This is a genomic window from Pseudomonas sp. GM25 (assembly GCF_000282255.1).
Classification (GTDB): Bacteria; Pseudomonadota; Gammaproteobacteria; order Pseudomonadales; family Pseudomonadaceae; genus Aquipseudomonas; species Aquipseudomonas aphyarum.
Window position 1 is genome coordinate 12,380 of the sequence record NZ_AKJQ01000003.1, and the last position, 26,309, is coordinate 38,688.

The window sequence follows — 26,309 nt, forward strand, 5'->3', positions numbered from 1 at the left end:
ATGAACCACGTTTATCGTTTCACCAAAAAAGCGCTTGCAATCGATGTATTACGGTATACCATCAGACCCATAAACACATAAAAACACGCTTCACCGCACTCGAGGATTGACCAATGATCGATGCTGCCGTCTACAAACAAGTCATGGGCTCGTTCCCGTCCGGGGTTACCGTCATCACCACGCTGGATGACGACGGCCAGATCGTCGGCCTGACCGCCAGCGCCTTCAGCTCGCTGTCGATGGACCCCGCCCTGGTGCTGTTCTGCCCCAACTACAGCTCCGACTCCTATCCCGTCCTGATCAAGAACAAACGCTTTGCCATTCACGTCCTGTCCGGCGGCCAGCAGAGCGAAGCCTATGCCTTCGCCCGCAAAGGCAAGGACAAGGCGCAGGGCATCGAGTGGACGCTGAGCGAACTGGGCAACCCGATCCTGGCCAACGCGACAGCTATCATCGAATGTGAGCTGTGGCGCGAATACGAAGGCGGCGACCACGCGATCATGGTCGGCGCGGTGAAAAACCTCATTGTTCCTCAGCAGGACGCCGGCCCGCTGGTGTACTGCCACGGCAAGATGGGCGCCCTTCCCGCCTTCGCCTGATCCGCACGATTGCATTTAAACAGGCCGGCAAGCGACCGGCCGACCACAAGAGATTCGAGGTAGCGTCATGAAATTTTCCCTGTTCGTACACATGGAGCGCTGGGACGAAAGCGTCAGCCACCGTCAACTGTTCGAAGACCTGACCGAACTGACGTTGATGGCCGAGGCCGGCGGTTTCAGCACCGTGTGGATCGGCGAACACCACGCGATGGAATACACCATCTCGCCGAGCCCGATGCCGCTGCTGGCCTACCTCGCGGCCAAGACCACCACCATTCACCTGGGCGCCGGCACCATCATCGCGCCGTTCTGGCATCCGCTGCGGGTCGCCGGTGAATGTGCCTTGCTCGACGTGATCAGCAACGGCCGGATGGAAGTCGGCCTGGCGCGCGGTGCCTATCAGGTGGAATTCGATCGCATGGCCGGCGGCATGCCCGCCTCCAGCGGCGGTCAGGCGCTACGGGAAATGGTCCCGGTGGTCCGCGCGCTGTGGCAAGGCGACTACGCCCACAACGGCGAGATCTGGAAATTCCCCACCTCCACCAGCGTGCCGAAACCGATCCAGAAGCCGAACCCGCCGATGTGGATCGCCGCCCGCGACCCGGACTCGCACAACTTCGCCGTGGCCAACGGCTGCAACGTGATGGTCACGCCGTTGATGAAGGGCGATGAAGAGGTTCTCGATCTGAAGAACAAATTCCAGACGGCGCTGGACAACAACCCGGACGTGCCGCGTCCGCAATTGATGGTGCTGCGTCATACCCACGTGCACTCGGCGGATGACCCGGAAGGCTGGAAGGTTGGCGCTAAAGCCATCTCACGTTTTTATCGCACGTTCGATGCCTGGTTCGGCAACAAAGAAGTGCCGGTGAACGGCTTCCTCGCCCCGAGCCCGGAAGAGAAGTTTGCCGGACGTCCGGAGTTTGAACTGGAGAGCCTGCACAAGACGGCGATGATCGGCACGCCGGAAGAGATCATTCCGCGGATCAAGTACTACCAGGAACTGGGGGTGGATGAGTTCAGCTTCTGGTGTGACAACAGCTTGCCGCATGCGGAGAAAAAGAAGTCGCTGGAGCTGTTTATCAAACATGTGGTGCCGGCGTTCAGATAGACCTGCCGCCCGGCAAATAAAAACGCCCCGAGATGTTCGGGGCGTTTTCATTTGGGGTTCAGCTCAGGGATGGAGGCAACGATGACTCTGCCGGATCAGTCGCTAATACTGGTAATCCAGAAAGAAAAATACGGCGTATAGAAAGAAGGCAAAGGCAGCCAACGCAGCACGCCACTCAGGATCTGCATCTCTTCCCAATCCACTTGGGGCAATTGAAATACTCGCACCGCAAAAATAGCAGTAGACCCCCTGCGCAAACCACAGCTGAACCGCGAGCACAGTGAAAAAACGTCCCCAGCTGCCATTGAACTGAAAATAACCGTTGATGAGTGCCGCCGCCAACAAGGCAACACCCACCACGTGGCGATACTTGAAAAGCGCTGCAACCAGTGAGTTTTTGGGTTTACACATCAACCGCTCCATTAGCAGGATTGTGTCTGAGCTCAATATCCAACGGCGAAACTATGCTAAGAGCTTGCATTGAGGATCGGAAAATACAATGTTTTAAGAAAAAGGGGACAGATTTATTTAATCAAATAAATCCATCCTCTTTAATTGTTGATTAACCAGCACCGATCAGCTCTTTCTCAAGCTTCTGAACGACCTCTGACATCACAATTAATGGATCCTTCGTACCCAATGAGTAAATACTACAAAACCTCATATCTTCAGGATAATCAAAGTCCGCATATACCTCCTGAAGTCTTGCGATTTTTTCCTCATCGGAAAGTTCTGCATGGGAAAGACTCAAGAGACAAGCAAGCCGCCATCTTTCCAGCACCGTTTCTTCATCAAGATCGCTGTCGGCTAGCATTAGCAACGCTACCTTTATTTCATTTTCCTTCACATAGCGAGCGCTCACCAACTCTTCTAGAGTATCGTTTTCCGATCCTTTACCTGAAAAATATTGGTCACTAGCGAAAGCGATTACCTCTTGACTGTTCATCCAGCCTCGTTGAAACCCAATAAAAATCGCGAGCCAGGATAGAAATCCGAGCTCTTTCATTACCTGTTTTACATCCATTTTTATCACTCTATCTCTTAAAGCATAAAAAACAAAAAAGGGGTCAGATTTATTTTATTAAATAGTTCTGACCCCTTTCTGCCTTCTTTCTGCCTTCCTTTCTGCCTTCCTTTCTGCCCTTTCTTGACCTAGACCGTCATTAGCTTTGACTCAGGGGGGGGGGGGGCTAAAATCATCAATAGACATATTTTTACTTTTCAATAAAGACACGAAAAACTCCGAATCGAAAGTCATAAAAAATTCCAGAGCATCATAAATTTTCCAACGATGCACCTCTGGACGATCAATTATCGACAAAAGATACTGTTTTAGTGGCACAGCGTATTCGATATAGTTTTCACGCTTAACAAAGCGAAGCATTTCGGAAATCTCGAAAGGCCTCATTCCGGCCAACGCAATAATCTTCAAAAGAAGATCGCAAACCTGTACCCTTGCGACTTCTTTCCCTTCTTTATCAGCGACATTTGCAAAGTACATTGTCACCGCCATTAATATATGACGATAGGTATCATAATAACCATGTAACCGGTGAACATATAGCCCTTCAAAAACTTCAGGCTTACTCATAAACTCTTCCAAGGCGACCAGGCCTTCACGAGCGCCCCAGCTCGTTAACAGCTTTGCAGCATAAAATCGTACTACTTCATCATTCGATTCACGAAGCAGCTCTTTCAGAGAGTCGAGTCTATCCTGTGAAATATCCTCAACATCCAGATCTCCTGCCTCTGCGGCATAGTCTGCATATTCTGGAATACCATTGAGCAATTCATATGTTCTTGGGTCCACGACTAAACCTTCTATTGCACAATTTTAATATAGTCGGCCGGCACACAACCCTTGATCACGCATTCACCGTCTCGATTGGCATTTGAGACCAAAGGGAGGCAAATTCATTACATATATCAAATCCGCCTCCCTTTTTTATTTTCTTATTTAATTTAGAAAAATATTTCTTACAAGCTCCATATCCGACTGAATCACTCTTAGCTCAGCCTCATCAACACCAACCTCAATAAAGTCACCGACGGCACACTTACTGTATGCATCAGCCAGGATTTCCAACATACCCGTTGCATATGGACTTTCCTTCGATAGCTTTAACCCACGGCGATTACCCTCTACATAGATGGCGGTTTGAAGGATTGCATTTGGACCTGGCGCATCTGCTTTCATGAGGCTTTCGACCTCATCCTGAACATATGCAAAAGCTTGTTCCGGTCGAAAACCCCGCTCATCCATTGCATAACTGTAGAGCCCCTCAACCATTTTTTTAGCTTGATTAAATAGACTATCTACTCGCACGTTCGGCCCCCAACCGTAAATACGTTCAATTGAATTTTCGGATGTCTATCACGAAACTGTCTGACAACATCAGTACAACTGGGGCAAACATCTTTCTCGGAAATTAGATTTATCCTACCTGTCGCACCCTTATTACTCCCCAGCCTTTGGGCGACCGTTTCCAGAATTTTAAACTCGGTATCCATATCTGACAAAAAAAGGACAGATTTATTAATCGAATAAATCTGTCCACTTTTCCTTTGGCTAATGACTAGTCTTCTTGCTTTTCCCGTTTGCGCTCAATATCCAACGGTAAAACCATGCTAAGAGCTTGCATCGAGGATTGAAAAACACAATGCCTCACTTGACCTGGGAGATCCGACAACTTTAAAGGAACGACCGGCTTAGCGATCAGCTTATATCCTCCATCATTAAAAACATCATAACTAAAGACCCCTCTACCGGCCATTTCAGAAAAAGACTTCAAATAACGTTGGCGCTCTATATCGCTATTAAACCCTGGTAGGTTTTTCTCAACAATTTCAACGCCACAACCAGCAGATATTGAAAGAATGTAATCATATACTTCTTCGTAGGCTGAAATTGATTGCCTTACAAAATCCGGAACAAAACCGCGTCCACCTGTCGCGAAATGCAATACCGTTCCGTCCAGGCTCGACGCAAACCAGTCCAAATCATGGAGCTCCAAAAATTCCTGATCCATCTCCATCATTCTTCTCCGAACATGTTGATGCAGTTTTGACAACGAGGAATTACCTCACCGGTTCTAGGCCTGATTGCGGATGTAAACTTTATATCCTTAAGCTTTAGATGCGGATTATTCAGAAGCAACTCGTTTGCTGCTCTGAACTCTGCGCAACGTCCCAACGTATTTCCGCAAGCTGTTTTCACGCCCAAACCACCCAAACGCTCTGCATATGCCTTGAGTTCTGGTGCGATTATATCCGGTACCGGACCATTCGAAGAAGCCACAACTTTCCCTGTCCAAGGATCTACAGCCCCAATAGCTGTCGCGGGCTTAAACTTACCAGTGAATGACCCAATAAAAATATCCAGCTGACTTCGAGCGTCATCGAGAAGCTTTGTTATCGGGGCAAAGAACTGATTGCCTGAGTCTGCGGCATCACTTGGGAGCGTTGTATTCGGTCGTCCTATAGTGCCAGTACCTGCTGCTCCTCCTGACGATGTCACCCCGGGCGTGGCAACAGTTTTAGTATCGGCAACTACACCTGGCAGGCCAGTCTCAGTCCGGCCAATAACGCCAGTACCTGCAGTGTCACCTACCAAGGTGGTCTCGGTCCGACTAACAACACTGGTTCCCGCAGCCTCACCTACTAAGGCTGTCTCGGTCCGACCAACGGCATTTGCTGCAGTACCCAAACCTGCTGTGAGCACCGTCCCAGCAATTTCCGCATGATCACCCAACATCGTTTTGTGGGCAGAATTCAGTTCGTCTGTGTGGTTTGAATCCTGGAAATCCTGGACGATCCCTCGCTCTTCGGCATTTAAAGCTCCGTTAGCGTCATAGTCCTCCAGCGCCAGCGTCCCGCCTTCAGCAGCGGTCGTTTGGCCATTGCACTCGGCGAAACCCTCGCACTTGAACAATTCAGTACCGCTGGTTTTTGCGCTTAATTTGGCATATTCATCTTTCACCTTTTGTCGGCAGGCAGCTGGATCTTGAGCGGTCCTACACCCCTTGAGGTCCTTGACGAGGTCGTCGACCTGCTGGTGATTCAGGAAGTTGTACTGAGTCGCGTTGTTCGTAATCCAAGACGCGACCTCCAAAGACTCTTGGTCCGTATTGCCCAGCGCAGTAGCCGACAACACCCCAACAATCTGCGACCCCATCAGCAATAATTCAGGATTACCCTTGAACCACTTGTTCATCTCAACAACGAGCGCTTCGTTCGCGCCTGCCGCCAATGCGCCTGTCGCAAAATCCCCGCCAGTCATTTCGGACAATAATCCGCCCACTGCCGCGTGAATGATGACTTTGCTGGCGGAACCATTATCAACAACGCCTTGGGTAAGATCCCCTACCAGGTTGAAACTGAACGCCGCTACTGTATTGAAAAGGGCGGTTTTCAACACGTCAGCGACGCTTGCATCGCCTCCCACTGCCTTGGTGATCAGCGCGGAGGTACCGCCTTGAATTATCTGGCTTCCCGCGAATCTGCCGACGCCTTCCCATGTCGCCAATGACGGCCCAAGTAACTTGCCGGTGTTAGGGTCGTATTTCAAACCCGTCAACTTAGTCAGGTACTCAGACATCAATCCGGCTGTCACGCCGGAAATGACGTAGCCCTTCAATGCATCGGGTGAAGTGACGTCCGCAAAAACAGCCCCGAGATTTCCGCCATTGTTGATGAAGCTGGTGGTTGCATTCGTGGCTGCTCCCGCCGCGACTGCGGCAAGGCCAGCAGCCCAGGCTGTCCCCATACTCGCACTCAGTGCGGTGAACGCAGCGGGGCCGACAAAGGCTGCCATGATGATTGCGATGATCATCTGCGATGCCGGACCAAGACCCGAATTGCTGTATTTGAACGACTCGTGAATCTCCTTCACTCGCCGCCAATCAACATCCCCCCGCGCCTCGGCATCCTTCAGCCACGCCAATTGCGGATCCGCCTTGACCATGGTGTCGATGGTCTGGCTGACCGACTCCTGGTTCACATCCTTGATATCAATCTTCAGCCCATCAACCGCCTTCAGCACGATGTTGCCCTTGGCAATCATCTGGGTCTGGCGCAGGGTTTCGTCGGTGTTGCCGCGACCTTTGGCGGATACCCATGCGGCGTTGTTGTTGGTTTTGGTATGGCTCTCGTCATGCAGATCCTTCACCCCTTCAAAGGTGATGGAGCCACCACTGTCCAGGATGATGTCCTTGCCGCTGTCGAGCTTCGCCACCTGATAGGTCTGGTCGCCCTTGCTGACCAGCGAGAGATTGCCGCCCGTCTTGATTTCACTGCCGACATGGGTGATCTGGGTGACTTCATCGTGCTTGAGCTTGAGATTGCCGAAGCCGCCCTTCTCCTTCATGTCATAGAGGGTGTAGTCCTTGTTCTGCGCGGCCAGCAGATTCAGGTCATTGCCCGCGTAGACATAGGCTTCATTGCCTGCGCTGATCTTGCTTGCCACCAGGGTCGTGTCGCGACCGGAGCTGGTTTTGACATCGCCACCGGCAATGAACTCGGCAGCCTTCTGGACGGTGTGGTTGTCTTCTTCGTGAACGCGCTTCTTGCCGTCCTTGCTGTGGGTTTCGACGTTGTGTTCGTCGCCCGCAGAGGACAGGTAGATATCGCGTTTGGCGTCGGCGGTCAGGTTGCCCTTGGCCTCGGCGGTGCTGGCGATGACATTGATGTCGCGGCCGGCGTCGAGCTTCAGGTTGCCGCCACTTTTCACGCTGGAGCCGAGGTTCTCCACGGTGGTGGCGATGACCGAGCGATGGCCGCCATCGAACGATTCGTGCAGTTCGCTTTCGTTGCGCGTCGCCAACAGGTTGATGTCGCGGGTGGCACTCAGGGTGGCGTCGCCGCCGCTGCTGATGGACGACGAGTTGACGAGGTCGTTGCCCGACTTGATGGTCAGCATGTCGCGTGCGCTGATGTTGCCACCTTCGTCCACCAGAGTGCGCATACCGTTGCCGTCACGTACGGCGACGGCGGTGCGATCGTTGACGATGTCGCCCTTGAGGCTGGTGAGGCTGACCTGATTGCCACGAATCTCACCGGCCAATGCGTTGCGAATGCTGTCGGAGGCCATGAGCGTGATGCGCTCGTTGGCCTCGACCAGCCCGCCCTGATAAAGACTGCCTTTGACGTCGACAGACAGATCCTTGGTCGCCTGCAACGTGCCGACGTTGACCAGATCATTCCCCGCCATCAGCTCCAGGTCACGACCTTGAATCAGACTGCCGCCACGCACGTTGCGTGACTCGGCCTGGGCCAGATAGAGCACCGGCACCAGCACTTTCTGACCGTCGACAACCCGCTCTTCCATCCAGACGATGTCGTGGGTCAATGCCGCCACTTGCTCGGACGTCAGGCTCACGCCTACCGACAGGTTCAGCTCATTCTTGCTGGCGAGCGCGTTATCCATCAGATAACGGTACTGCTCGTAATCGTTGTTCAGTCCACCGGCCAGGAAACGCTGACCGGTCTGGGCCATCACCGCGTCGCTGATCAGTCGCGTCTCGTAGCGGCCATCGCCAAGTCGGCGCGCCGCTTCATCGGCGCTGAAGTCGAGTTTGCCCAGCAGGTAATCGGAACTCATGAACGGCGCGGACTGGGTCAGCTCCGGGTTGGTTTCGATCAGGTAACGACTCTGCGGATTCGAGCTCTGCACGAACATGCCGTACGGGCCTTTCGGCAGACGGAATGTCGAGGACGCCGTCGGATCCACAGCGGCAAACGGCACGCCTTTGAAGTCGACAGGCACGAAGCTGATCTGCTTCACGCCATCGGCGTCCACGCGCTCGATCCGGGTGACGTCTTTCGGCGCCTGGGCGCTGGCGTCGGTGCTGTGCTTGCCCAGGTTGATGTTGATGCCGCCGACCGAGGTCGTCTGATCGCTGGAGAGCTTGCCGGTCAGTTGATCGTAGGTATTGTCGTAGAGCGTGCCGTTCTGGATGCTGTTGGCGACGTCCAGTTTGACTTTGCCACCGGCCTGGAGCACCGCCGAATAGACGTTGTTGCCGTTTTCATCCCAAGTGGTGACGTCACTCATCTGCGAAAAGCGTGAGTCGCTGGAGCGGCTGACCAGTTCGTTGAAGCGCTCCTCGTCGAAGTTGCCCGCAGCGGTTGCCGCGTTGAAGGCCGGGATGTCGGTGAACTCCATCTTGTCCCAGAGGCTGTTGTCGATGTGCCCGGGAGTACCGATCTTCACCACCCGATGGCCCGAGCGCGACACGCCCCCCTGATTCAGCAGACTGTCGGCAGACACGGTCAGATCGCCGTTCGCGGCCAGCAGGCTGTAGCGGTTCTCGGCGTTATTGGCATGAATGGTGAGGTTCTTGCCAGCGACAAACCGTGCTGCGCGAGAGTCCTTCAAGACCTGGTCGTTGAAATCGGTGGTGATGGTGATAGTGCCGCGTTTCCAGCCGTCACCGCCGCCGCAATGCTGGCCACACACCCAGCTCAGGCTGCCGGACGACTGCCCCGAGGTGATTTCGAATTCGGCCTTGGCGTTTTCAAACGAAACGGCGTTGATGTCGATGTCACCTTCACCTTCGAGGGTGCCCGACAGATTGCTGAACGATGAGGCCCGGCCACCGCCCACAGCGTCGAATGTCAGCTTGCCGCGGCTGTAGATATCGCCATAGAAGTTGCTCAGGCTGTTGCCGTGCAGTTCCATCGTGCCGCCGCTGAACAGCAGCGTGTCAGGGCCGTTGCTGATGCCGTTGGTGGCATTGAACAGAAGATTGCCTTGTGCGCCCAACGTGCCTTTGTTGTCGATCCGCGCAGCGGAGACTGTGAGGTTCTGGTTGGCAATCAGTCGACCCAGGTTGTCGAGCGTGCCGCTCAGCGTCAACTCGGTGTCGCCACCGCTGACCAGGCGACCATCCCGCTGAATCAGGTCGTTGGCGCCGATAACCAGTTTTTGTTTGGCGGACACCCGTCCGCTGTTGATCAGGTTGCCACCTAGGCTCAGCGTAAGGTCACCGTCGCTGGCCAGTTCGCCGGCATTTTCCAGGCTTGCGACATTCAGTTTGAGTGCCGAGGCACTGGCAATACGATCCCCGGCGTTGAGGGTCAGACCCTGCGTGCTGGTGTAGGTCAGGCCGCCGTTCAATTGCCAGGTGCCCACGCCATTGACCGAAGCGATATCCCAAACGCCTTTGCCCAGGCCGGTGAGACTGCCTTGAGTGCCGGTCAGGTTGCTCAGATCCAGATCAAACAGCCCTTGAGCAGCGTGACGAACGCTGCCGCTGAGGTTGTTGAGCTGGGCGCCGGCAAGTTCCAGATCCTGGCTGCCGATCTCGATGACGCCGTTCTGGTTGTTCAGGTTGCCAGTCAGTTTGATCTGGCTGGACGCTCCGCCCAGTGCACGAATCTGCCCGCCAGCGCTGTTGTTCAGTTGGCCGCCGATCAGTTTCAGGTTCGTCGCCGACTCGATCAGTCCGCCCTGATTGAGAATCTGACTGACCGCTTCGAGGCCCAGACGATTGCCGCTGATCTCGCCGCCCGCGTTGTCGAGGCTGGAGCCATCGAAAACAACCTGGTCTTTGCCGAAGATCTTGCCGGCGCGGTTGGTCAGACGTGTCACCGTCAACTTCAAATCGCCCAGCAGGCTGGAGATCAAACCGGCCTTGCCGTTGACTGCGCTGTTGTCGAGGTCGGCGCTGGTGATGTCGAGGGTGTCGGCCTGTAGCGTACCGCCCTGGTTCTGCAGGTTGCCGGCGTCGAGCGCGAGTTCTGCGTGGCTGCCATTGGCGAGGATTGCACCCTGCTGATTCAGCACGGTGCTGCCGACGATTTTCAGACCATCGCTGCCCGCAATGATCTGGCCCGCGTCACGGTTGTCGATGGACGTACTGGTGATGTCCAGACGCTGGCCGCGCAATGTGCCGCCGCGATTGTCGAGTTCGACCAGTTGTTCGAGCAGCAGGCGCTGCTCAGCGGCGTCGACCACGCCCGTGACGTTTTTGAAGACCCCGGCGATTTTCAGCGTAATGTCACCGCCCGTGCCGACGATGCCGCCCTTGTCGCTGTTGTTCAGTTCGGTCGCGTTGACTTCAATGGTTTTGCCCAGCAGGACACCGGCACGGTTGTCGACCGTGTCGCTTTCGATGTACAGGTCAGCGTCGCTCTGGATCCGGCCCTTTTGATTGAGCAGTTGCGACTGACCGGCAACGGTTTGCTTGAGAATCAGCCGAGCGCCGTCAACACCCGCCGCCAACAGACCGCCCTCGCCGTTATCGAGGCTGGCGGCTTGCAGGTCGAGGCGATCGCCGATCACCCGCCCGCCACGGTTGTCGATGTGGCCATTGCGAGCGACCAACAGCAACTGTTGCGCAGCCACCACACCCTTGCGGTTGTCGACACTGCCGGCGTGAACATCCACGTCACCCTGGCTGGCTTGCAATCGACCCAAGGCATTATTCAGGTGTTTGTTGACGACCAGCGTGAGCTTGCCGGTCTCGGCGCTGATCGCGCCTTTGTCATTGCTGGTGAGATTGTCCAGCGTCGCATCGACAACACCGCCGAGCAGTTGGCCGTTGGTGTTGTCCAGATCGCGTGCGGTCAGGTTCAGGGTCGTGTTGCCCTGAATCAGGCCCTGAGTGTTGTCCAGGTCTTCGCTGGCCAGCACGCTGTCATCGGATGAAATCGTGCCTTGGGTGTTGTCGAGTTTGCCGCGACTGGTCAGCCCCAGCGTTTTACCGGTCAGGCTGGCATTGCGGTTGTCGATGCTCTGGGCAGCGACGCTCAAGCGTTTCGATGCCTGCACCTTGCCGTCGTGGTTGTCGAGATCCTGATCCAGCGTCAGATCGACATTGCCGTTTTCGGCACTGATGACACCCTTGCTGCTGTTGTCCAGCCGAGTGCCGGTGATCCGAATCGAATCGGCGGCTAACGTACCGCCCTGATTGAGCAGCTCCGCGCCCGATACGACGAGGTCAGTCTTTGCCTGGATCTTGCCTTTGCCGTTGTCCAGACGCTCGCGGGCGACAACCTTGGTTGCGCTTTGGCTGGCAGCAATCAGGCCACCCTTGTTCTCGAGTTGTCGGGTATCGATATCCAGACGTCCGGCGATGATTTTGCCGTCGTCGTTATGCAGCGCCCGCGCATTGAGTTTCAGGCTGCCGCCGGCGATTTCAATCCGGCCTTTGCGGTTGTCCAGATTGTCGACGGAGAGTGTTGCCGCCTGGCCATCGGCGAAGCGGATCAAGCCGCTGAGGTTGACGATGGCCGGGACGTTGAAAGCAAGGCTGGTTTCGCCGTAGAGCCGCGCACCAGTACCTTGGTTGACCAGGCGAGTGGCGCTCAGCGCGACGTTTTTGGCCTGAACGATACCGTTCTGGTTATCGAACAAACCTGCGGTATTGGCGCTCAGCGAGCGACTGGCCAACACACTGCCACGGTTGCTCACGGCGCCGCTGCTGAGGGTGAGATCGCCATTGCTGTTGCGGCTGTTGTCCGCATTCACCCCGGCCTCGATCACACCGGCATTGACCAGTTTGCCGCCACTGGTCAGGCGAACGCTGTCTCTGGCGGCAAGGCTTTGCTGGTTGACCAGATCCTGTGCGGTTTGCACCGCCAGTTGCGTGCCCGCGTAAACGGACTGCTGGGCTTCGAGACCCTTGGCTTTGATGTCGACCGCATTGCTGGCCGTGACTTTGGCCAGCGTCAGTTGGCCATTGGCGTCAATCTGGATATCACCGGCGCTGGCCGCCAGTTCGCCTGCCAGTTTCACGCCGACACCGGCCTCGGTCCCGACCAGTTTGATTGCCCCGGCGTACATCCCGCCGAGCGCCGAAGAGTCGATCGCCAGCTGCGGCTTGGCGCTGCCGTCATCGGCACGCGCGGTGGCGTTCAGCGTTTCGGCGTTTACATCGTTGCGACCGGTGGTGATGTTCAGGCGTTTGGCGTGGATCTGCGCGTTGATCTGCGCACTGCGGGTAATGATTTCGAAGCTGTCGACGGCGCTGGCATCCAGACCTTTGCCATCGATGGAAACGCTGCCCTGATCGACCTGGAAACGATCCAGCCGACCCGCGCCATCGAGTACCGGTTTACCGGTGGTGAGGGTGACGCGTGGTGTATTGATGAAGCCGCACCCGTTGCAACTGATGCCGTACGGGTTGGCGACGATCACCCGCGCGGACTGCCCCGCCACTTCGGTGTAACCGCGCAACTGGCTCGGACTGCCACCGTTGACTTCGTTGAGGATGGTTTGCGCAGCCGCTGCACGCAGGTTCGGGTTACCGAGAATGATCCCGCCCATCTGCGTCAGCTGAGTACGACTGGTCGCGTTGTTGAGGATCAGGCCTTGGGCGTCCACGTTGTAATCGTGGAACTGGTTGTGCGACAGCCCTGCGCCGTTGGGCGTGGCAATGTTGATGACCGGCACGCCGTTGCCCGCCCGGTCGAGCGTGGTGCCGGGCGCGCTGACCACAATTCCGTCTGCCTGCGCCCACATCGGCTGCCAGAACATGACGTTGGCCAGCAGGAACGCCAGGCCGCGTTTGGGCATGCCCCAGAAGCGTTCGCGGTTTTTTACGGCAGCAGAAGGCTGACTGGCCAGAAAAGCCAGGTGGCGAATGTCCATATTAGAATCTCGGAGCAGGCAGAATTAGATAAAGAAATCCAGGCGGAAATAGATCGGCGCTTCGCGCTCGGTCAGTGCGGCCGGTCGTTCCAGGGAATGGGCAAAAGTCACACTGGCTGCCACGTGTTCGCCACGCGCAAACAGCTCCAGCGAGTTGCTCGACATGCGCCCGTGTTGCTCGCCGTTGTAACGGTCGCCACGGATCACGCCCTGGTCGTAGCCGAGGCTGGTGCCGTACTCGGCGAACACCGGGCGCAGCCATTCGGCGCTCACCGGGCGTGCCCAGCGCAGGTCGTTGCGCCAGTAGCCGCCGCTGTCGCCGGACAACGACTGATCCTTGTAGCCACGGATCGACGACAGCCCGCCGAGGCTGGTGCGTTGCGGGCTGAACAACACGTCTTCACTGCGCTGACCGGTCATCAGGCTGCTGAAGGTGAAGGACTCGCCCCACACTTTGAATGGCTGCAGATAGCTCAGGGTTGCGGTGTATTTGCGATAGCGCGCGTCCGGCTCGCCTGGGCCCGGGTCGTGGCTGCCCTGAGCGTCGAATGCACCGATACCCTCCTGCATGCCGGCGTCGAAGTTGACGAAGGCGCTGCCGATACGACGTCCGTGGTTGAAGCCGAATTGCGCTTCGCTGATCCGGTTACTGCTCAGCTTTAGCTTGCTGTCTTCGATGAAGTTGTTAGTGCGCAGATACGACAGGCCGGTGCTCAGAGAAGTCTTGCTGACGGCGTCGCGATGGATCACCCGCTCGGCTCGCAGCTGATGGCTTTCACTGTCACCGGTCTGCTTGAAATTGAAGCCGCTGGCGGCGATCAGCGAGCGGTACTCGCTCTGGCTGTAGGTGTAGCTGAAATTCCACCAGCCCCACGGCAGGTTGTAGTTGAGCATCGCGTTGTTGGAGGTGTGCTGGTGATCGGTCATCGCGTCGTGGCCGCCGCGCAGACTCAACTGGTCGGCCAGACCCAACGGGCTGTCCCAATCGAATGTTGTGCCCCACTGCTGTTCACCGGTGCTGCGCTGGCCGTCGTTGCTGCGCGACAGGCCTGCGCGCCAAGGCTTTTGCGCCGTGTTGTTGACCAGCACGTCGCTGCCGCCGACGTTCTTGCCCGGAGACAATTCCATCTTGGCCTGATTGGACGGCAGGCGATTGAGCTGATCGACCATCTGCTCGATCTCGCGCAGGTTGACCAGTTCACCGGCCTTGCCGGGAAAGGCCATCGCGAGTTCACGCTCGGAAAGTTTGCTGTTCTCGGCCCCTTTAAGGCTTTCGAGCTTGCCTTCGACCACCAGCACTTTCAGGTGCCCGGCAGACAGATCCTGCTGCGGCAGATAGGCACGGCTGGTCACCAGCCCCTTCCCGATGTAATGGTCGGTAATGGTCTTGAGCAGTTCATTGAGCTGCGCCACGCCCAGGCACTGGCCGATGTACGGTTTAAGCAGGCGCGCCTTGTCACTGTCCGACAGGCTGTCGGCGCCTTTGAGTTCGATGTCCTTGATCGGGAAACAACGGGTGTCGGTCGGCGCCACCGGTTGAACGGGCCTGGCTTCCTTGCCCGGCAGGTCTTTGAGTTCTTCGAGGCGACGGCGCTGCTCGTCGAGCAGTCGATCCTGGCGTTCACGGATCAGGTCGGTTTCACCAGGAGTGGGTGCAGCAAATACAGCGTTAAGCGGAGACAGGCACAGCAAAGCCAGGCACAACCTCGCCCCAAGGGCGGGTGAGTACATGTTCGATCCCTCGAGACGGAAACTGATATCAAAATAGTGGCGCGATAGTAATGAGCCACTATTCTGACGTCAATTTTTGTTATTGCTAAATGTGTATTGCCGACCAGCGGCATCAGTAAATGTCATCCGGGACCTGCTTTTCAGTTTCCTCTCAGTGCTCAACCGCCAGTTTCGTCGCCACATCGTCCAGCGCCAGCACCCGACCATCGGCCGACAGCAACTCAAGCTTCCTGATCGGCTGACGCTTCTGCGCATCCACCATCACCGACCCCGGCTCGCCAGGCTCGAACATGAACTCCCCACCCCACTGCGACAGCGCAACGATCACGGTTTGCAAGGCCCGGCCCTTTTCAGTCAGCACGTACTCCTTGTAAGCGCTGCCATCGGACGCCGGCACCAGGCGCAGGATGTCGCGTTCCACCAGCCCTTTGAGCCGGGTGCTCAACATGTTCTTGGCAATCTCCAGGCTTTTCTCGAAATCGCTGAAACGACAAATGCCTTCCAGCGCATCGCGGATGATCAGCAACGACCACCAGTCGCCGATCAGGTCGAGTGTCCGGGCGATCGGGCAGGCATTGCCCGCAAGGCTTTTGCGCTTCATTTCGGGTGTCTCCGGCAAAACGGCAGGTTGGATGCGGTTGCATCTTACAACTCATGCCGCCAAACCGTTAACGCGTGCGCCACGAAACTTAGCACCTGCGTACAAGTGGCCAATGCCCTTTGTCGCGATAGTGAACGCTGCCATCACGGCATCCACGCAGGCCCACACCCAAGGAGTTTTCATGAGCACGTTCACGACCCAAGACGGCACCGAGATCTATTTCAAGGACTGGGGCAGCGGCAAGCCCGTGCTGTTCAGCCACGGCTGGCCGCTGGATGCCGACATGTGGGAATACCAGATGGAATACCTGAGCAGCCGCGGCTATCGCACCATCGCCTTCGACCGTCGCGGTTTCGGCCGTTCCGAGCAGCCGTGGACCGGCTACGACTACGACACGTTCGCCGACGACATCGCGCAGTTGATCAAGCACCTCGACCTGCGTGACGTGACCCTGGTCGGCTTCTCCATGGGCGGCGGCGATGTCAGCCGCTACATTGCGCGCCACGGCAGCGAGCGTGTCGCCGGGCTGGTGCTGCTCGGCGCGGTGACGCCGCTGTTCGGCAAGAAACCGGACTTTGCCGAAGGTGTCGACAAGTCGGTGTTCGACGGAATCAAGGCCGGCCTGCTGAAGGATCGCGCGCAGTTCATTGCAGACTTCAACGCCCCGTTCTACGGCACCAACCAGGGCCAGAAAGTCTCCGACGGCGTGCTGACGCAAACCCTGAACATCGCGCTGCTGGCCTCGCTCAAAGGCACCGTGGATTGCGTCACCGCTTTCTCGGAAACCGACTTCCGCCCGGACATGGCGAAAATCGATGTGCCGACGCTGGTGATTCACGGCGATGGCGATCAGATCGTCCCGTTCGAAACTACCGGCAAACAAGCTGCTGCGCAGATCAAGGGCGCCGAGCTGAAAGTCTACACAGGCGCACCGCACGGCTTTGCGGTGACCCATGCGCAGCAATTGAATGAAGACCTGCTGGCGTTTCTCGATCGCTGAGTCCTGCTGATCTGAACGCGCCTTGAAAAGGGCCGTCGACAACCCTGTCGGCGGTCCTTTTTTTTGTTGTCCCGGATTCCGGTGCCAGGGCGAAGCCCCGTATTTCCGGGGCTTTCAGGCCTCTGCATCACGTTTTTATCTTCACATGCCAGCTTAATAATATTTTACCGATAACCACCCCCTCCCTAGTCTGATCCCAAGCACAGAGAACAGGTCGACAGCGACCTGAATCCAACGGCCTCGTGAGAAGGGATCAGAGATGACCACTGAAATAATAAAAACAGACACGCTTGTTGTCGGCGCCGGTCAAGCGGGTGTGGCCATGAGTGAACACCTGAGCAAACTCGGTGTGCCGCACCTGGTGCTGGAGCGCAGCCGCGTTGCCGAACGCTGGCGCACCGGGCGCTGGGACTCGCTGGTGGCCAACGGTCCGGCGTGGCACGACCGGTTTCCGGGGATGGAATTCGATGATGTCGATCCGGACGGTTTCGCCCACAAGGAACGTGTCGCCGATTACTTCGAAGCCTATGCGAAGAAATTCAACGCGCCGATCCGCACCGGCGTCGATGTGAAAAGCGTGGTGCGTAATGTCGGGCGCCCGGGCTTCACCGTCGAGACCTCCGAAGGCGTGATCGAAGCGGCCCGCGTCGTCGCTGCAACAGGTCCGTTCCAGCGTCCGGTGATCCCGGCGATTGCGCCGAAAGATGAGCGTCTGCTGCAGATCCACTCGGCTGATTATCGCAACCCGCAGCAGTTGCCGGCCGGCGCAGTGCTGGTGGTCGGTGCCGGTTCGTCGGGCGTACAGATTGCCGATGAATTGCAGCGCTCGGGCAAGCAGGTTTACCTCTCGGTCGGCGCCCATGACCGCCCTCCTCGCGCTTACCGCAATCGTGATTTCTGCTGGTGGCTCGGCGTGCTCGGCGAGTGGGATCAAGCCGCAATGAAACCTGGCCGCGAACACGTGACCATCGCCGTCAGCGGCGCCCACGGTGGCCGCACCATCGACTTCCGTGGTCTGGCCCATCGCGGCATGACTTTGGTTGGTGTCACCGAATCGTTCAGCGACGGCGTGGTGACCTTCAAACAGGACCTGCGCGACAACCTCAAGCGTGGCGACGAGAACTACCTCGCGCTGCTGGATGCCGCCGACGCCTACATCGAACGCAACGGTCTGGATCTGCCACTGGAACCGGAAGCCCGCGAGACTTATCCGGATCCTGAATGCGTGAAAAACCCGCTGGCCGATCTCGATCTGGCCGCCGCCGGTATCACCTCGATCATCTGGGCCACCGGGTTTGCGGTGGACTATTCGTGGCTGAAAGTCGCGGCTTTCGACGACAACGGCAAGCCGCAACATCAGCGCGGTGTGTCCAGCGAAGCGGGCGTGTATTTCCTCGGTCTGCCATGGCAGTCGCGACGTGGTTCGTCGTTCATCTGGGGCGTGTGGCACGACGCCAAACACGTGGCCGATCACATCGCTACCCAGCGCAAATACCTGGCCTATCGCGATGCCGAACAACGCGAAGCCGCGCTGCACAACAACGCTGTCGACACCGTCGACGCTTGATTTCCCACTTCAATCCCGGCGCCCGTCGCGCCGGGTCCGATTTCGTCAGGAGCCGCACATGAGTCAGCCAACCCACACCCGCATTCGTATGTTCAACACCAAGGACACTTACCCGAACCAGACCCTGGACAACGACCTCTGTCAGGCGGTGCGCGCCGGCAACACCGTGTATGTCCGTGGTCAGGTCGGCACCAATTTCGACGGTGAACTGGTCGGCCTCGGCGACCCGCGCGCGCAGACCGAACAGGCGATGCGCAACGTCAAGCAACTGCTCGAAGAAGCCGGCAGTGACCTGAGCCATATCGTCAAGACCACCACTTACCTGATCGACCCGCGCTACCGCGAGCCGGTGTATCAGGAAGTCGGCAAATGGCTGAAGGGCGTGTTCCCGATCTCCACCGGGCTGGTGGTGTCGGCTTTGGGTCAGCCGCAGTGGCTGATGGAAATTGATGTGGTTGCGGTGATTCCCGAGTAATTCGACCTTAGCGAAAGGAGGCCACACATGACATTTTCCATCGCCGCCCGTTGCCCCGAAACCGGTCAGTTCGGCATCGCCATCAGCTCCTCCAGCATTGCCGTCGGCGCCCGCTGCCCGTGGTTGTTGCCGGGTGTCGGCGCGGTGTCGAGCCAGAACATCACCTTGCCGTCGCTCGGCCCGGAAGTGCTCGCCCTGATGGAGCAAGGCCTGGCGCCCGAGGCGGCGCTGGACAAGGTGCTGACCCGCAACGGCTACAGTCAGTACCGGCAGATCACGGCCATCAATCACCTCGGCCAGACCGCGCATTTCAGCGGCGCGCAGACTCTGGGCGTGCACAACGCTGTATCGGGCGAGCAATGCGTGGCGGCCGGCAACATGCTCGCCGAGCGCTCGGTGATCGAAGCCATGGTCAGCGCGTTTGAAGAAGGCGAAGGCCAATTGGCCGATCGCCTGATCAACGCCCTGCACGCCGCCCAGGCCCTGGGTGGTGAAGCAGGCCCGGTGCATTCGGCAGCCGTGGTCGTGGTCGGCGAACTGACCTGGCCCATCGTCAACCTGCGGGTCGACTGGGCCGATGAAGACCCGATCGGGCAATTGCAAAAACTCTGGGACGCCTATCGTCCGCAGCTTCAGGACTACATCGACCGCGCCCTCGACCCGGCCAAGGCGCCGGGCTACGGGGTTGCCGGAGACGATCGATGAGCAACAGCGTCGCGTTGCTCAAGACGCTGGTGGGGTTCGATACCACCAGCCGCGAGTCCAACTTGCAATTGATCGACTTCGTGCGCAGCTACCTCGAAAGTTTCGATGTGCCGTGCGAGCTGATCTACAACGATGAGCGCAGCAAGGCCAATCTGTTCGCCACGATTGGCCCGGCCGATCAGCCGGGCATCGTGCTGTCGGGGCACACCGATGTGGTGCCCGTTGATGGCCAGCCGTGGACGCTGCCGCCGTTTGAACTCAGCGAGCGCGACGGCAAGTTGTTCGGTCGTGGCACGGCGGACATGAAGGGCTACATCGCCTGCGTGCTGGCGCTGGTGCCGTCGTTGATCGAAGCACCGTTGCGCCTGCCGGTGCACATTGCGCTGTCGTACGACGAAGAGGTCGGCTGCCTCGGCGTACGTTCGCTGCTCAAGGTGCTGGAGCAACGTCCGGTCAAACCGTTGCTGTGCATCATCGGCGAGCCGACCGAACTCAAACCGGTGCTTGGGCACAAGGGCAAACTGGCGGTGCGTTGTGATGTCCAGGGGCATGCCTGTCACTCGGCCTACGCGCCGCTCGGAGTGAACGCCATCGAATGCGCGGCCGAGCTGATCGGCGAGCTGGGACGCATCGGCCGGCAACTCAAGGATGAACACGTCGATCCGCGTTTCGACCCGCCGTATTCCACGGTGCAAACCGGCGTGATCAGCGGTGGCAAGGCGTTGAACATTGTTCCCGCCGATTGCCGCTTCGACTTCGAGATCCGCGCCCTGCCCTCGCAGGATCCGGCGATTGTCGCGCAGCAACTCAAGACCTACGCCGTACAGCAAATGCTGCCGCGCATGCGCGCGGTCAGCGAGCAGAGCGATATCCGGTTCAGCGAACTGTCGGCGTATCCGGGGCTGGCTACCGATGCCCGAAGCAAGGCTGCCGAGTTGATCGCCACGTTCTGTGGCTCGGACGATTTCGGCACCGTGGCGTTTGGCACCGAGGGCGGATTGTTCGACGCCGTGGGCATTCCCACAGTGGTGTGCGGCCCCGGCAGCATGGATCAGGGCCACAAGCCGGACGAGTTCGTCAGCGTCAATCAGCTCACGGCCTGCGATGAGATGCTGCAACGGATGCTGGCGGCTATTCGCCTTTAAAAAAACGGTCTGGCTGCCGGATTCAAATCCGCAGCCGAGCCGCAATAACACCGACAGACAGCTGCTCCGATGGAGGTCAGCTGCGCTGTCGTTCATGGCGCTGAAACACCCGGAACAGAGCGTTTTCACCTGACCGGAGAGCCTCGTTTTTTTAACGCCTGAAGCAACAAAACTACTAATTTATCTCTCCCCTTTCCTTGCCCATGATCAACCCCAACAAGAAATGCGCCGTCCGTGCCGGCGCTCACTGAAGTACGTCCACGTACTCGTCCTTGCCTTGGAGTTCGTCATGGCCACCTCTGCAACAACGTCCGCACCGCTCATTGAAAAACACACGATCGGCTATGTGCCGCCCGAAGATCGCCACGGAAAGGTTCGGGATCTGTTCACCCTCTGGTTCGGCGGCAATATCGCGCCGTTGCCCATCGTCACCGGCGCCCTCGGCGTGCAGCTGTTTCACCTGAATCTGGTGTGGGGCATCGTCGCCATTCTGGTCGGTCATCTGGTCGGCGGTGTGCTGATGGCGCTGCACTCGGCGCAGGGCCCGCAGATGGGCATTCCGCAGATGATCCAGAGCCGAGCGCAGTTCGGCTCCCTCGGCGCGCTGCTGGTGGTGCTGATTGCAGGCGTCATGTACATCGGCTTCTTCGCCTCCAACATCGTGCTGGCCGGCAAATCCCTGCATGGCGTGGTCGACAGCGTTCCGGTGCCGGTCGGCATCGTCATCGGCGCGCTGGGCTCGGGAATCATCGGGATCATCGGTTACCGCTTCATCCACGTGCTCAACCGCATCGGCACCTGGGTGCTGGGGATCGGCATCGTTGTCGGTTTCGGCTACATCCTCACCCACATCCAGACCGATGATTTCCTCACTCGCGGCAGCTTCAACATCTCGGGCTGGCTTGCGACGGTTTCGCTGGCGGCGCTGTGGCAGATCGCGTTTGCGCCGTACGTGTCGGACTACTCGCGTTACCTGCCGGCGAATGTGCCGGTGGCCGCGACCTTCTGGACGACCTATCTGGGATCGGCGCTGGGCTCGAGCCTGTCGTTCGTGTTCGGCGCCGTCGCCGTGCTGGCAACCCCGGTGGGCATGGACACCATGGACGCGGTGAAACTCGCCACCGGCGCCATCGGCCCGTTGATGCTGGTGCTGTTCCTGCTCAGCGTGATCAGCCACAACGCCCTCAACTTGTATGGCGCGGTGCTGTCGCTGATCACCTTGGTGCAGACCTTCGCCTATCGATGGATTCCGACCGCCAAGAGCCGCGCGGTGATTTCGATCATCGTCCTGCTGGCCTGCTGCTTCGCGGCGGTCGGTGCCTCGGCAGACTTCATCGGCCACTTCGTCGACATGGTGCTGGTGCTGCTGGTGGTGCTGGTACCGTGGACCGCGATCAACCTGATCGACTTCTACGCCATCCACAAAGGCCAGTACGACATCGGCTCGATCTTCCAGGTCGATGGCGGCATCTACGGCCGTTACAACCCGCAGGCCTTGCTGGCCTATGCGATCGGCATCGCGGTGCAGATCCCGTTCATGAACACGCCGCTGTACGTCGGGCCGGTGTCGGCACACATCAACGGCGCGGACCTGTCGTGGGTGGTCGGCTTGCTGGTGACCTCGCCGCTGTATTTCTGGCTGGCGACTCGTGACAGTGCTTATCGTCGGCGGTTGACCTCCGGAAAACTGGCGGGCAGTCTCTGAGATTGACTCGATGCATCAACAAGGCCCGCCCTGTGCGGGCCTTCTGCTTTGCGTTGTGCTATTTCTTTACGCCCGACGACAACCGGAGATGGAAATCCAATGCTGCGAATTCTGGGCAAAGCCTCATCGATCAATGTGCGCAAAGTGCTGTGGACCTGTGCTGAATTGAACCTTTCCTTCAAACGCGAAGACTGGGGCTCAGGTTTTCAATCGACGTTGACGCCGGAGTTCCTCGCACTCAATCCCTGCGCGATGGTGCCGGTGATTCAGGACGATGACTTCACGCTGTGGGAGTCGAACTCGATCATTCGCTATCTGGCGTCGCGCTACAGCGGCGAACAGCTTTACCCGAGCGAGGCGCGCGCCCGCGCACGGGTGGATCAATGGATCGACTGGCAGGCTTCGGAGCTGAACAAGTCCTGGTCGTACGCGTTCATGTCGCTGGTACGCAAGTCACCTGCGCATCAGGACAGCGCTGCTCTCGCGGCCGGTTGCCGGGAGTGGGCACGGCACATGGAGATCCTCGACCGGCAGCTGCAAAAGACTGGCGCCTATGTCAGCGGCGAGCAGTTTTCCCTCGCCGACATCCCGATCGGCCTGTCGGTCAATCGCTGGTTCGAGACGCCGCTGGAACATCCAAATCTGCCGGCGGTGAGCGCTTATTACGAACGCTTGAGTCAGCGCCCCGCTTACCGATTGCATGGACGAAACGGCACGCCTTGATGCCGGTCACTTGTTTTTGAACGCTTCCCGCCGCGCCTGTCGTTCCGCGGCGTACGCCTCTTGCGGCTGGCTGATCAGATCCTCACGGCGCAACACCTCACCGCAGTGATCGCACAACGGCCCGAGGCCGGCGCTGTGGTTGCAGTTCTTGTGGGTCATGTTCACCGCCAGCCCTTCCTCCGGTGACTTGCACCAGGTCTCGCCCCAGGCACGCAACGCGATCACCACCGGGTAAAACGCCTCGCCCTTCGCGGTGAGGTGGTACTCGTAGCGTTTCGGCCGCTCGTTGTACAAGCGGCGCTCGACCAGCCCGTCCGCTTCCAGGCTTTTCAGACGGGCGGCGACCATCTGCGGCGTACCGCCGGTCTGGGCCAGGATCTCGTCGTAGCGATGGCTGCCCATGAACAATTCGCGCAAAACCAGCACCGTCCAGCGGTCGCCGACGATCGACTCGGCCCGGAAAATCGGGCACAGCGTGTCGGGAAGACTATCGTTTACAGCCATCAGGGCTTGCCTCTTTCACAGTTACTATGATTATCATATCAACACGATGCGGGAACAAGCCCTGAGCATCGATCACTCTCATTGCCGGAGTACATCGTCATGTCGAAACCTCTCTATCCGCTCGACAGAACCGCCTACCTGCTGGTCGATCCGTACAACGATTTTCTCTCGGACGGCGGCAAGATCTTTCCGCTGATCAAGCCGATGGCCGAGCAGAACGGCCTGCTCGACAACCTGCGAAAACTCGATCGCGCCGTGCGGGCCCTGCCAATTCCGGTCGTCATCGTACCCCATCACCGCTGGGTCAAAGGCGACTACGATAACTGGGATCACCCAACCCCGACCCAACAAAAGATCATGCACATGCACCACTTCGCACGCGGCGAATGGGGCGGTGAATGGCATCCGGATTTCGCGCCGAAGGACGGCGACATCGTGGTTCAGGAACACTGGGGCTCCAGCGGTTTCGCCAACACCGATCTGGATTTTCGCCTGAAACAGCAAGGCATCACCCATGTGATCATCGTCGGCCTGCTGGCCAACACCTGCATCGAAGCCACCGCGCGCTATGCATCGGAACTCGGCTATCACGTCACGCTGGTGCGCGATGCCACTGCCGCTTTCAAGGAAGAAATGATGCACGCCGCCCACGAACTCAACGGCCCGACGTTCGCTCATGTCATCACCACCACGGACGAACTGATCGCCACCCTTCAGTCGCAAGGTGACGCGAAATGAGTCTGAGCGGCCACCTGTTGATCGGCGCCGCTGACGTGTCCGCCACCGAGGGCACGATGAAGGCGCTGAATCCGGCGACCAACTCGCTGATCGAACCGGAATTCGCCTTCGGCGGTGCAGCGCAGGTCGATCAGGCGGCAACCCTCGCCGATGCGGCCTTCGACAGCTACAGCCACACCTCGCTGGCCGAACGTGCGGCGTTTCTGGAAAGCATCGCCGACAACCTCGACGCCGTGCGCGAGGAGCTTGCAGCCCGCGCCGCACTTGAAACCGGTCTGCCTCAGGCGCAGCTCGAAGGCGAAGCTGCCAGAGCTGCAACCCAGTTCCGTCAGTTCGCCGATGTGGTGCGCAAGGGTCGCTTCCTGCAACTGGCGATCGACCCGGCACAACCAGATCGTCAGCCGCGACCACGGATGGATCATCGCCTGCAGAAAGTCGCCATCGGCCCGATAGCGATCTTCGGTGCGAGCAATTTTCCGATCTCCTATTCGGTGGCAGGCGGAGATACGGCGTCGGCACTCGCGGCCGGTGCGACGGTGATTCTCAAGGCGCACAACGCGCATCCCGGGGCCTCGGAAATTCAGGCTCACGCTATCCGCAAAGCGGTGCAGATGCATGGCTTGCACGAAGGGGTTTTCTCCATGGTGCGCGGTGGTGGCAATGTCATCGGTGAGGCGCTGGTCGATCATCCTTTGATTAAAGCGGTGACGTTCACAGGTTCAGAGGTGGGCGGTATGGCGCTTTATCGCCTCGCGCAGTTGCGGCCTGATCCGATTCCGGTGTTCACCGAAATGACCAGCGTCAACCCGACGTTCATTTTGCCCGCAGCGCTGTCCGCACGTGGCGGCGAAATCGGCGATGGCTTTATCGAGCGGATGCTGGTGAATGTCGGGCAAGCCTGTCTGTGTCCGTCGATCCTTGTCGCAATCGAAGGCGAAGGTCTGCAAGCGTTGCGCAGCGCGATGATCAAACGGGTCAGTGAAGCGCCAGCACGCACGATGTTGACGCCGGGGATTCACGGTTCATACGTCAAAGGGCTGGTGGCAATGGAAAGTGTGGGGGCGAATCTGGTGGCGGTCGGAGCTCCGGCGGATGGCCAGTTTGAAGGGCGCTCGGCACTGCTGGAAGTTGACGGTCAACGCCTGCTCAGCGAACCGGCGCTGGCCCTTGAAGTGTTCGGTCCGGCGGCGTTGTTGGTAACGGTCAACGATGAAGAAGAGCTGCTGGCAGTTGCCCGTTCGTTCGAGGGTCAGCTCAGCGCAGCCATTCACCTTGAAGACCGCGATCTGGATCTGGCCCGGCGTCTGCTGCCGATCCTCGAACGCCGCACCGGACGCATCGTGGTCAACGCCTTCGCCCATCCGCAGGAAGTGACCTTCGCCACCGTACACGGCGGGCCGTTCCCGGCTACCTCGGACAGCCGCTTCACCTCGGTCGGCATGACGTCAATCGAGCGTTTCTTGCGGCCGGTGGCGTATCAGGGCTTTCCCGATGCATTGCTGCCGGAGGTGTTGCGCGACGGTAATCCACTCGACCTGCCCCGCATTATCGACGGCCAATAAAAAATGCCCGGTTCGACTAATCATCGAACCGGGCATTTTTATCAAGTCGCGGGTTTGATCAGGCCGGCACACCCAGAATGATGTGCGAAGCCTTGATCACGGCTGTCGCGCTGACGCCCGCCGCCAGACCCAGTTCGTTCACCGCATCACGGGTCACGATCGAATAAACCTTCGAACCGCCAGCCAGCTCGATCACCACTTCAGCGTTGACGGCGCCATCAGTCACGCTCAGCACCTTGCCTTGCAGGCAGTTGCGGGCCGAGAGGCGAATGTCGCTGGACTCGGTCATCAACATCACCCAAGGCGCCTTGACCAAGGCCACGGCTTCTTTGCCCACCGCGATGCCCAGGCTCTTGAGGCTGGCGAGAGTCACGACCGCTACCAGCTTCTCACCACCCGGCAGGGTCAGGACAACTTCCGCGTTGACCGAGCCTTCCTGAACCTGGCTGACCTGACCTTTAAAAACGTTGCGGGCACTGACTTTCATGATGGACGTCCTTTTGTTGACTTTGGAGTTAGGAAACGGGCTGCATCATCGGAGCAAGCGCTA

Annotated in this window: 22 protein-coding genes; 11 read left to right on the forward strand and 11 right to left on the reverse strand. The window is 58.4% G+C overall.

The window, feature by feature from the left end; all coding sequences use genetic code 11:
* Positions 1 to 113 precede the first annotated feature (113 nt).
* The gene (locus tag PMI24_RS00320; protein WP_007950450.1) at positions 114 to 599 is read left to right on the forward strand and encodes a flavin reductase family protein; all 486 of its coding nucleotides are present in this window, start codon (positions 114 to 116) and stop codon (positions 597 to 599) included.
* 67 nt (positions 600 to 666) lie between these two features.
* On the forward strand, positions 667 to 1,710 hold the full coding sequence (locus PMI24_RS00325) for an LLM class flavin-dependent oxidoreductase (protein ID WP_007950451.1): 1,044 nt from the start codon (positions 667 to 669) through the stop codon (positions 1,708 to 1,710).
* A gap of 102 nt (positions 1,711 to 1,812) precedes the next feature.
* Here the strand turns inward: PMI24_RS00325 and PMI24_RS00330 are convergent, their stop codons facing one another.
* The 9 genes from PMI24_RS00330 to PMI24_RS00365 form a co-directional block, all read right to left on the reverse strand.
* Positions 1,813 to 2,121 carry a hypothetical protein gene (locus tag PMI24_RS00330; protein WP_007950452.1) on the reverse strand — a complete coding sequence of 103 codons (309 nt, stop codon included), beginning with the start codon at positions 2,119 to 2,121 and terminating at the stop codon, positions 1,813 to 1,815.
* A 151-nt stretch (positions 2,122 to 2,272) separates the two neighbouring features.
* Positions 2,273 to 2,734 (reverse strand): DUF2247 family protein, encoded by a 462-nt coding sequence (locus PMI24_RS00335; RefSeq protein ID WP_007950453.1) that lies wholly within the window; start codon positions 2,732 to 2,734, stop codon positions 2,273 to 2,275.
* A gap of 150 nt (positions 2,735 to 2,884) precedes the next feature.
* Entirely contained in the window at positions 2,885 to 3,520 is a 636-nt protein-coding gene (locus tag PMI24_RS00340; RefSeq protein ID WP_007950454.1) for a hypothetical protein, read from the reverse strand.
* Positions 3,521 to 3,667: 147 nt separating this feature from the next.
* The gene (locus PMI24_RS00345; RefSeq protein WP_157222924.1) at positions 3,668 to 4,036 is read right to left on the reverse strand and encodes a hypothetical protein; all 369 of its coding nucleotides are present in this window, start codon (positions 4,034 to 4,036) and stop codon (positions 3,668 to 3,670) included.
* Entirely contained in the window at positions 4,027 to 4,221 is a 195-nt protein-coding gene (locus tag PMI24_RS29665; RefSeq protein ID WP_081493546.1) for a deaminase domain-containing protein, read from the reverse strand. Before PMI24_RS29665 ends, PMI24_RS00345 begins: the two co-directional genes overlap by 10 nt.
* A 65-nt stretch (positions 4,222 to 4,286) precedes the next feature.
* Positions 4,287 to 4,745 carry a hypothetical protein gene (locus PMI24_RS00350; protein ID WP_052026214.1) on the reverse strand — a complete coding sequence of 153 codons (459 nt, stop codon included), beginning with the start codon at positions 4,743 to 4,745 and terminating at the stop codon, positions 4,287 to 4,289.
* Positions 4,745 to 13,303: a two-partner secretion domain-containing protein gene (locus tag PMI24_RS00355; RefSeq protein ID WP_007950455.1), complete on the reverse strand. Its 8,559-nt coding sequence runs from the start codon at positions 13,301 to 13,303 to the stop codon at positions 4,745 to 4,747. Before PMI24_RS00355 ends, PMI24_RS00350 begins: the two co-directional genes overlap by 1 nt.
* Before the next feature lie 24 nt (positions 13,304 to 13,327).
* Positions 13,328 to 15,034, reverse strand: a complete 1,707-nt coding sequence (locus PMI24_RS00360) for a ShlB/FhaC/HecB family hemolysin secretion/activation protein (protein ID WP_007950456.1) — start codon at positions 15,032 to 15,034, stop codon at positions 13,328 to 13,330.
* Between the two features lie 151 nt (positions 15,035 to 15,185).
* A complete protein-coding gene (locus PMI24_RS00365; RefSeq protein ID WP_007950457.1) occupies positions 15,186 to 15,635 on the reverse strand; it encodes a winged helix-turn-helix transcriptional regulator in 450 nt (149 codons plus the stop codon).
* 181 nt (positions 15,636 to 15,816) lie between these two features.
* Here PMI24_RS00365 and PMI24_RS00370 point away from each other — a divergent pair, with 181 nt between their 5' ends.
* The 7 genes from PMI24_RS00370 to PMI24_RS00400 all read left to right on the forward strand — a co-directional run bounded on the left by PMI24_RS00370 (position 15,817) and on the right by PMI24_RS00400 (position 22,955).
* Complete coding sequence (locus PMI24_RS00370) at positions 15,817 to 16,635, forward strand: alpha/beta fold hydrolase (protein ID WP_007950458.1); 819 nt, start codon at positions 15,817 to 15,819, stop codon at positions 16,633 to 16,635.
* A gap of 259 nt (positions 16,636 to 16,894) precedes the next feature.
* Positions 16,895 to 18,202, forward strand: a complete 1,308-nt coding sequence (locus PMI24_RS00375) for a flavin-containing monooxygenase (protein WP_007950459.1) — start codon at positions 16,895 to 16,897, stop codon at positions 18,200 to 18,202.
* Between the two features lie 58 nt (positions 18,203 to 18,260).
* Positions 18,261 to 18,677, forward strand: coding sequence for a RidA family protein (locus tag PMI24_RS00380; protein ID WP_007950460.1), 417 nt, complete (start codon positions 18,261 to 18,263; stop codon positions 18,675 to 18,677).
* 27 nt (positions 18,678 to 18,704) lie between these two features.
* Entirely contained in the window at positions 18,705 to 19,382 is a 678-nt protein-coding gene (locus tag PMI24_RS00385) for a DUF1028 domain-containing protein (RefSeq protein ID WP_007950461.1), read from the forward strand.
* A complete protein-coding gene (argE, locus tag PMI24_RS00390; RefSeq protein WP_007950462.1) occupies positions 19,379 to 20,527 on the forward strand; it encodes an acetylornithine deacetylase in 1,149 nt (382 codons plus the stop codon). The genes PMI24_RS00385 and argE overlap by 4 nt, the downstream gene beginning before the upstream one ends.
* A gap of 289 nt (positions 20,528 to 20,816) precedes the next feature.
* Positions 20,817 to 22,232, forward strand: a complete 1,416-nt coding sequence (locus tag PMI24_RS00395; RefSeq protein ID WP_007950463.1) for a purine-cytosine permease family protein — start codon at positions 20,817 to 20,819, stop codon at positions 22,230 to 22,232.
* Between the two features lie 99 nt (positions 22,233 to 22,331).
* Complete coding sequence (locus tag PMI24_RS00400) at positions 22,332 to 22,955, forward strand: glutathione S-transferase family protein (RefSeq protein ID WP_007950464.1); 624 nt, start codon at positions 22,332 to 22,334, stop codon at positions 22,953 to 22,955.
* Between the two features lie 6 nt (positions 22,956 to 22,961).
* On the opposite strand, the gene PMI24_RS00405 is transcribed toward PMI24_RS00400, so the two are convergent.
* Positions 22,962 to 23,459: a winged helix-turn-helix transcriptional regulator gene (locus PMI24_RS00405; protein ID WP_007950465.1), complete on the reverse strand. Its 498-nt coding sequence runs from the start codon at positions 23,457 to 23,459 to the stop codon at positions 22,962 to 22,964.
* 99 nt (positions 23,460 to 23,558) lie between these two features.
* On the opposite strand from PMI24_RS00405, the gene PMI24_RS00410 reads away from it, so the two are divergent.
* Both PMI24_RS00410 and PMI24_RS00415 read left to right on the forward strand, forming a co-directional pair.
* Complete coding sequence (locus tag PMI24_RS00410; RefSeq protein ID WP_007950466.1) at positions 23,559 to 24,197, forward strand: isochorismatase family cysteine hydrolase; 639 nt, start codon at positions 23,559 to 23,561, stop codon at positions 24,195 to 24,197.
* Complete coding sequence (locus PMI24_RS00415) at positions 24,194 to 25,759, forward strand: aldehyde dehydrogenase (NADP(+)) (RefSeq protein ID WP_007950467.1); 1,566 nt, start codon at positions 24,194 to 24,196, stop codon at positions 25,757 to 25,759. The genes PMI24_RS00410 and PMI24_RS00415 overlap by 4 nt, the downstream gene beginning before the upstream one ends.
* A gap of 58 nt (positions 25,760 to 25,817) precedes the next feature.
* Here PMI24_RS00415 and PMI24_RS00420 read toward each other — a convergent pair whose 3' ends face one another.
* Positions 25,818 to 26,246 carry a TOBE domain-containing protein gene (locus PMI24_RS00420; protein WP_007950468.1) on the reverse strand — a complete coding sequence of 143 codons (429 nt, stop codon included), beginning with the start codon at positions 26,244 to 26,246 and terminating at the stop codon, positions 25,818 to 25,820.
* Positions 26,247 to 26,309 lie beyond the last annotated feature (63 nt).

Bases quoted from the DNA above. Each gene is read 5' to 3' on its own strand.
- PMI24_RS00320 (WP_007950450.1), top strand. From the start codon at position 114: ATGATCGATGCTGCCGTCTACAAACAAGTCATGGGCTCGTTCCCGTCC.
- PMI24_RS00325 (WP_007950451.1), top strand. From the start codon at position 667: ATGAAATTTTCCCTGTTCGTACACATGGAGCGCTGGGACGAAAGCGTC.
- PMI24_RS00330 (WP_007950452.1), bottom strand. From the start codon at position 2,121: ATGTGTAAACCCAAAAACTCACTGGTTGCAGCGCTTTTCAAGTATCGC.
- PMI24_RS00335 (WP_007950453.1), bottom strand. From the start codon at position 2,734: ATGGATGTAAAACAGGTAATGAAAGAGCTCGGATTTCTATCCTGGCTC.
- PMI24_RS29665 (WP_081493546.1), bottom strand. From the start codon at position 4,221: ATGGATACCGAGTTTAAAATTCTGGAAACGGTCGCCCAAAGGCTGGGG.
- PMI24_RS00350 (WP_052026214.1), bottom strand. From the start codon at position 4,745: ATGGAGATGGATCAGGAATTTTTGGAGCTCCATGATTTGGACTGGTTT.
- PMI24_RS00355 (WP_007950455.1), bottom strand. From the start codon at position 13,303: ATGGACATTCGCCACCTGGCTTTTCTGGCCAGTCAGCCTTCTGCTGCC.
- PMI24_RS00360 (WP_007950456.1), bottom strand. From the start codon at position 15,034: ATGTACTCACCCGCCCTTGGGGCGAGGTTGTGCCTGGCTTTGCTGTGC.
- PMI24_RS00365 (WP_007950457.1), bottom strand. From the start codon at position 15,635: ATGAAGCGCAAAAGCCTTGCGGGCAATGCCTGCCCGATCGCCCGGACA.
- PMI24_RS00370 (WP_007950458.1), top strand. From the start codon at position 15,817: ATGAGCACGTTCACGACCCAAGACGGCACCGAGATCTATTTCAAGGAC.
- PMI24_RS00375 (WP_007950459.1), top strand. From the start codon at position 16,895: ATGACCACTGAAATAATAAAAACAGACACGCTTGTTGTCGGCGCCGGT.
- PMI24_RS00380 (WP_007950460.1), top strand. From the start codon at position 18,261: ATGAGTCAGCCAACCCACACCCGCATTCGTATGTTCAACACCAAGGAC.
- PMI24_RS00385 (WP_007950461.1), top strand. From the start codon at position 18,705: ATGACATTTTCCATCGCCGCCCGTTGCCCCGAAACCGGTCAGTTCGGC.
- argE (WP_007950462.1), top strand. From the start codon at position 19,379: ATGAGCAACAGCGTCGCGTTGCTCAAGACGCTGGTGGGGTTCGATACC.
- PMI24_RS00395 (WP_007950463.1), top strand. From the start codon at position 20,817: ATGGCCACCTCTGCAACAACGTCCGCACCGCTCATTGAAAAACACACG.
- PMI24_RS00400 (WP_007950464.1), top strand. From the start codon at position 22,332: ATGCTGCGAATTCTGGGCAAAGCCTCATCGATCAATGTGCGCAAAGTG.
- PMI24_RS00405 (WP_007950465.1), bottom strand. From the start codon at position 23,459: ATGGCTGTAAACGATAGTCTTCCCGACACGCTGTGCCCGATTTTCCGG.
- PMI24_RS00410 (WP_007950466.1), top strand. From the start codon at position 23,559: ATGTCGAAACCTCTCTATCCGCTCGACAGAACCGCCTACCTGCTGGTC.
- PMI24_RS00415 (WP_007950467.1), top strand. From the start codon at position 24,194: ATGAGTCTGAGCGGCCACCTGTTGATCGGCGCCGCTGACGTGTCCGCC.
- PMI24_RS00420 (WP_007950468.1), bottom strand. From the start codon at position 26,246: ATGAAAGTCAGTGCCCGCAACGTTTTTAAAGGTCAGGTCAGCCAGGTT.